The organism is Trichocoleus sp. AS-A1 (genome assembly GCF_039962015.1).
Lineage (GTDB): Bacteria > Cyanobacteriota > Cyanobacteriia > Cyanobacteriales > FACHB-T130 > FACHB-T130.
Window position 1 is genome coordinate 1 of sequence record NZ_JAMPKG010000078.1, and the last position, 6,303, is coordinate 6,303.

The 6,303-nt window shown below is 44.7% G+C and carries 4 protein-coding genes and 1 pseudogene; 3 read left to right on the forward strand and 2 right to left on the reverse strand.

Annotated features, from left to right (window positions below):
- Positions 1 to 446: 446 nt before the first annotated feature.
- The gene (locus NC994_RS27435; RefSeq protein WP_199299613.1) at positions 447 to 2,651 is read right to left on the reverse strand and encodes an ATP-binding protein; all 2,205 of its coding nucleotides are present in this window, start codon (positions 2,649 to 2,651) and stop codon (positions 447 to 449) included.
- A 398-nt stretch (positions 2,652 to 3,049) separates the two neighbouring features.
- Between NC994_RS27435 and NC994_RS27440 the strand changes: the two genes are divergently transcribed.
- Positions 3,050 to 3,970 carry a bestrophin family ion channel gene (locus NC994_RS27440; protein ID WP_190435570.1) on the forward strand — a complete coding sequence of 307 codons (921 nt, stop codon included), beginning with the start codon at positions 3,050 to 3,052 and terminating at the stop codon, positions 3,968 to 3,970.
- Between the two features lie 106 nt (positions 3,971 to 4,076).
- Positions 4,077 to 4,229, forward strand: coding sequence for a hypothetical protein (locus NC994_RS27445; protein ID WP_348225664.1), 153 nt, complete (start codon positions 4,077 to 4,079; stop codon positions 4,227 to 4,229).
- 191 nt (positions 4,230 to 4,420) lie between these two features.
- Here NC994_RS27445 and NC994_RS27450 read toward each other — a convergent pair.
- A pseudogene (locus NC994_RS27450) lies at positions 4,421 to 5,297 on the reverse strand (IS630 family transposase).
- Positions 5,298 to 5,541: 244 nt separating this feature from the next.
- Here NC994_RS27450 and NC994_RS27455 point away from each other — a divergent pair.
- Positions 5,542 to 5,829: a hypothetical protein gene (locus tag NC994_RS27455; RefSeq protein WP_190435572.1), complete on the forward strand. Its 288-nt coding sequence runs from the start codon at positions 5,542 to 5,544 to the stop codon at positions 5,827 to 5,829.
- Positions 5,830 to 6,303: the final 474 nt, after the last annotated feature.

Consider the following 6,303-nt stretch of genomic DNA (forward strand, 5'->3'; position numbering starts at 1 on the left):
TACAGAAGCATTCAATTCAGTCACCATTAAAGACATGATTGGCTGGTTCACTCATTGCTGTTACTACGTTGCTCCTGATACCTCAGAGTGTATTCCTCTCATGTGAGAACCGCTATAATCTGTCTCCACGTCAAATAAAAAGTCACTGTACAATTAGTGAGTTCGATGCTGGATATTTCATAAAAATTACCGTTGCCAATACAACTAACTTGAATCCAGAAATCTCAAAACCATAAAGGTAAAGAAAAGAATAACCATCCGAATAAACACGGTCCTTTCTTGCAGAGAATTATGTTGATAAAATGAAGATGTCAGTAATTCTCACCAAGGCAGCATAAACACAAGAATTACCTGCCCAGGCAGGTAATTTCGTAATGCGATCGCCCTTGACCTCAGTTACAACGCGATCGCCCTTGACCTCAGTTACAACGCGATCGCATCCCCAACTAGGAGACTACATTCAAAGAATTTCTAGCCAAGCTAGCAATTGTTGCAGCGAACGCGGCTGCCTCGACAGGCTTTGTGACGTGCTGCTGGAAGCCTGCCAAAATCGCACGCTCGCAATCCTCGCTTCTGGCATACGCCGTCAGTGCTACCGCTGAAATCTGTCCTCCTTGTTCTGGCGTCATTGCTCTAATTTTGCCGATCAACGTGTAGCCATCCTCATCGGGCATCCCAATGTCGCTCACTAAGACATCTGGTTTTAGCTGTTGCAGCGCTTCAAGTGCCTCCTGTACCGATGCTACTGCTGTTACCCTCGCTCCATACTGTTCAAGCGCGATCGCGAGAAAATCTCGGCTATCAGCCTCGTCATCTACAACCAACACCTGTAACCCTTCTAGTACAGTGCTGAAGCTTGATGAAGGCTGTGTACTAAGTGGGGCTTCTAGCTCAGGCTTGAGTCCTTTCAACTCAGTCTTCATCATCAGCGGCAGTTTCACCGTAAAGACTGCCCCCTGCCCCTCCCCAGGACTGTCAACACAGACAGTTCCGCCGTGTAGTTCGGTGAGGTGACGAACAATTGCCAAACCCAAACCAAGCCCTGTTTGCGATCGCGTGCTGGTACTATCAGCTTGACGGAAGCGCTCGAAGACATAGGGCAGAAAGTCAGCCTCGATTCCTTTGCCTGTATCGCTCACCTCAATCTGGGCATAAGAATCAGTGCAATCGAGCTTGATTTCCACTCGTCCCCCGGAGGGTGTGAACTTGATCCCATTCGAGAGCAAGTTCCAGATAATCTGCTGCAAGCGGTTTGGATCGCCGACAACCAAACCAACGGCGGGATCGAGTACCGATTCCAGTCGAATGCTTTTAGCCGCTGCGGCTAGATGCACCGTCTCCATCGCCGCTTGAACAATTGAGATCAGATTAACCGGGCACACATTCAAGGAAAGTTTGCCTCGAATCATCCGCGACACATCCAGCAGATCCTCAATCAACTCTGCTTGTAACTTAGCGTTGCGCTCAATGGTTTCCAGGGCGCGAGCAGTCGTTGCTGCATTCAACTTCTGAGTGCGAAGCATCCCCGACCATCCGATAATTGGGTTGAGGGGCGATCGCAATTCGTGAGAAAGTACCGCCAAAAACTCGTCTTTCATACGGTTCGCCGCCTCTGCCTCGGCGCGTGCCGCTTGTTCGCTAGCCAACAGTCGGGCACGTTCTTCCTCCGCTCGCTTGCGCTCCAGTTCTGCCGTCGCACGGGTGGCAAAGATTGTCAGCAGCGATTCTGCCAGATGGAGATTCTCCAACGGTTTTCGAGCCATCACCCCCACTAATCCCAACACTCTTCCTGTGGAGCCTAAAAGCGGAGTTGCGATATAGCTGTCAACGTCCATCTCGGCAAGCAAAAAATTACCAGGAAATTGCGCTTGGAGATTGCGGGGATAGCAGCATAGCTTTCCTTGCTGAATCACCTGTTTGCAAGGTGTATTCAGCAGTGAATACTCAATATTGTCTGCAATCTCATGCTGGGCATAGAGAGCAATCGTGCTGACTTTATCTTCGTCTTTCCCCGCCAGTTCCCCAATAAAAGCGAAATCAACGTCCAATGCCTTGGTGAGGTGTTGCGCCAGGGAGTAGAAAAACGCCTCCCCTGTCGCTGCCGAAACTCCCTTCGTCACCTCAATGAGGGCAGCATCCATCTGAGCAATTTTGTGTGCAGCCAGCCGCAACTCTAGCTCATCAACCACCATCGCCGCTAGATCGGCAAGGGTTGCTCGCTGTTCTTCACTTAATTCATGGCGCGGCTTGCTATCTACAAGACAAAGGGTGCCAAGATTAAAGCCATCCTTCGCAATTAGGGGGGCACCTGCATAGAAGCGAATCCCCGGTTCGCTAATTGCATAGGGCTTACAAGCGAAGCGGGGGTCATTTCTGGTATCTGCAACGACGAAAACATCCTTAGACAAAATCGCGAAGCTACACATTGTTGCTTCACGATTAATTTCGCGGGTATCAAAGCCGTAGCAGGATTTAAACCAGGCTCGAAATTGGTCAACTAAAGAAACGAGGGCAATGGGTACGTCAAAAAGCCGAGCCGCCAGAGCCGTAATGCGGTCGAAGCTTTCTTCGGGAGGTGTATCGAGAATGTTGTAGCGACGCAGTGCCTCTAGGCGTTCTATTTCGTTAGGCGGCAGGGGAACAGTGGTCAAAGTACCTCCAGAAGACACTTCTTAAATATGGCTTGGGGCAGCTAAGATAGCTTTGCGTGCCTGTCAAAGAGCGCTATATTTTATAATTATTTAAATTTTAGGGCAATCTCAAGCAAAACCCAATAATTTACCACAATCCGGGTAAACAATACTGCAATTATTAATACTTTTAGCAATTCCGAAGCGCGATCGCGATTGAAACCATCTAACAATGCGATCGCTTACCTGCTACTAACTGCAATGGAACATCGTTGACACAATCTACTCCTAAAAGGACAAGACTGTTTCAGAAACATTTACTGACTATGCTATAACCTTAAAAAAATCTCAAGGATAAATCGAGTATTATCTTTTGGATGTAATTCAGCGTCTGAGTCAAAGTTAGAGGTTAAAGTTTAATGGATAAAAAGAAATGGCAGTGGTTTCAAGTTACCTTCCAGTTAAAAGGATCGGTCATTCCGGCAGTCTTGCCTAGAACCCTTCTTTGTGGGTTATTTGGCTTAATTATTTCTGTTCTTTACCATTTTAAATTAGCTGTATCTTTGCCAATTTTAGCTAGCTTAATTCCTAATATTGTTTTAGGTTTATTACTAGTTTTTCGGACGAATACAGCTTACGAGCGGTTCTGGGAAGGTCGGAAATGTTGGGGTAGTATCGTGAACACTGTCCGCAACCTGGCTCGTCAAATTTGGGTATCGGTTGACGAAAACGAACCGAAAGATAGAGAGTCGAAAATAGCTGCTTTACGGCTTCTAGTAGCTTTTTCAGTAGCGACTAAATTGCATCTTAGGTCAGAGCCAGTCAACAGTGAACTAGAAGATTTGATGTCTGAGTCTCGCTACTTTAAGCTAAAGACAATGAACAATCCACCACTAGAAGTTGCGTTTTGGATTGGAGATTATTTACAAGAACAACATGGTCGAAATCGCCTGAATGTTTATCAAATGAATTCTTTGCAAAATTTGATTAATCTACTAGTAGACAATTTAGGGGCTTGTGAACGCATTCTCAAAACTCCAATTCCAATGGCTTATGTAATCCATCTCAAGCAGTTACTGTTAATCTATTGTCTATCTTTGCCGTTTCAAATGGTTGGACAGTTGCATTGGTGGACTGGGCTAACGGTTTCTTTAATTAGCTTTACATTGTTTGGAATTGAAGAAATTGGGATTGAAATTGAGAATCCTTTTGGGCACGATGCCAATGACCTTCCTTTGGATGCGATTTGTGCCACAATGCGGCGCAATATTGAAGATTTAATTTCTCTAGCCCCTAGTGTTAGGGATTGGAAGACCACAAAAATTGATAAAGCAGTATAGGAAAAAAGCCTGCTAGCGATCGCAGAAGACGAATCCGATTTTACTGGATGTCTACAACAGAAACAAATATTCCTACTCGCCTTCAAAAGCGATCGGGAGATTCATTGTGGAGCATCCTCAAGGGAATTTAGGTCGCGCGATCGCTTCAATGTTGCTTAAGATACATGACGATTTTGAGAAGGTTGGTACCATGTTTAAGAAATTAAACTCTGCCCAAAAGGAAATCTTCAATGAATGGTGCATGGCTCATAAAATTTAGTGTAGTTTTATACTTTATAACAGCGGCTGCACTACTGGCAGAATTGATAAACTTTCATCCATTTTCAGGTGCCCCAGTAGTGACTAGCGAAGAGCAAGTACAACCGATTGCTGTAGATTATCAACTTTGAAGGGTGACGCTCCAGGGAAATGCCATTACAGAGGATGGTTATATAGCAACCGCCAAGGCGGTTAAGACGTAAAGCGCAAGACATCCTCAATCGCATCTCGTAAACAATTAAACTGATCTAGTTGTTTGCGGATTCGACTCTTTAACCAAGACCAGCATTGCTCAATCTTGTTGAGGTCCGGTGAATAGGGAGGTAAGTACAGCACTTGACAGCCCACATCCTCAATCAGTTGCTCAATACGCCCGACGAGAGTGGAATGTGGCATTATCCATCACCACAACCTGTCCGGGAATAAGTGTTGGAAGCTTTCCAATTTTCCAGCCAGGTCGCAAACACTGTTCGATTACACGCTCCCTCAACGGTAAAGGGAGCGATCAGATTTTAGTTACACAGTGCAGCGATCATGTTGACCCGCCCCTCGCGTCGCCCTGACTTGAGTGCATAGAAGCGCTCCCCTTGTTTATTCCAACCGTAGGCATACTCGTCTCGGTTATCCATCCCAGACTCATCAACGTAAACAATTTCGGATGGTAGTAGGGCAGATAAGTGAGCTACAAACGCTTGTCGCTTGACTTCATCGCGTTCGCGATAGCCATAGGTCTTTTTTTTCGAGTGAAGCCAATCTTCTTGAGCGCCCGTGAAATCGTGCGAGCGCTAATGTGTTCCTTCCAGCGTTTTGCCATCTCAACTTGGGTTTTATCTCCATGAGCTTGAGCGAACTCACGAAACTCCTCCCAGTCGGTGATCTTATGACCATTCCCTGGTGGCTGATTCGGCTTGGCTTGGTAGTCTCCGGTTTCTGAGAGCCGTTTGAGCCACAGGTCGATGGTGTTGCAGCTAATGTTAAATAGTTGACTCGCTTCGCTTTTCTTCAAGCCATCGAGTTTGATCAATTGGATCACCCTCTGACGCAGGTCGTAACTGTAGGGTTTTGGCATTGGTTAAGCGATTGCTTCTCCAACAAGGGACTACTTCTAGTTTCTGTCCTAACTGCCTTGGCGGTTGCTATACCTGTCAGTGTTTCCTTTTCTGCATAAAAGCCCTCTGCCCTCAATTTTATATTTATAAGTAAAATTAATCAGTTATAAATATATATGTGGGAGTAAATATATATTATTTGTTGTCAGGGAGACTTCGTTCACTATATAATTTTAAAAATTTATTCATTAATAAAACCAAAACATGGACAAAAACTTTGAATCCAAATCTTTTTATATCCACAACTGGCAAATTTTAAAAGATCATAAGGAAAGAGTCGACACCATAGAAGAATTGTATGAAATCAATGAAAAGCTATACAAAAATTATTTAAAAAAGCATTTATGGGCGGATGGCGGAACGGCGGAAGAATTTATAGATGAGATTTTTGCTAAGGAAGGTAAAGAAAAATGGTTGGGGGCTTTAGTAGTAATTTTTCTAAATACAAGTATGGAAAAGTTGCGGATGTATATAAAAGAGTTGAATGAGTAGGAATATAGGGGATAAAGAGATAATAAGAACATCCTACCACCCTCATCATCTTTCGATCAACTACTTGGCTGAGATAGTCATCACTACACGGGGGATGACATATCACTTTTCCATCTACCCCTACTGCCTTGTTGGTAGTAGGGGCATCGCACTATCAGAGCAGTTCTAGCAGCAACTCCACCTCACGCAAACTGATTTTAGACTTGGGTAGCTTCTTTCTAAACTGGTTAAGCAGTTCTGCGGGTTCTGGCAGTTGGTTATCAACAGTTAGTTCTGATGAGTGCGATCACACTTCCTCCAGTTCTGCCCTAGTCTGTTGAAGCTTCTTAAGTAAGCTTTCATTCTCTGAGCTAATCTGTTGTATCCCTTTTCTGTCACTTTCCGGGGAAGCAAGTAGTAAATCAGTTAAATTATCCAGAAGCCAAACCGGGTTTAAATTGATTCATTGCAGCAATTAAATGATTAAATCCCAGC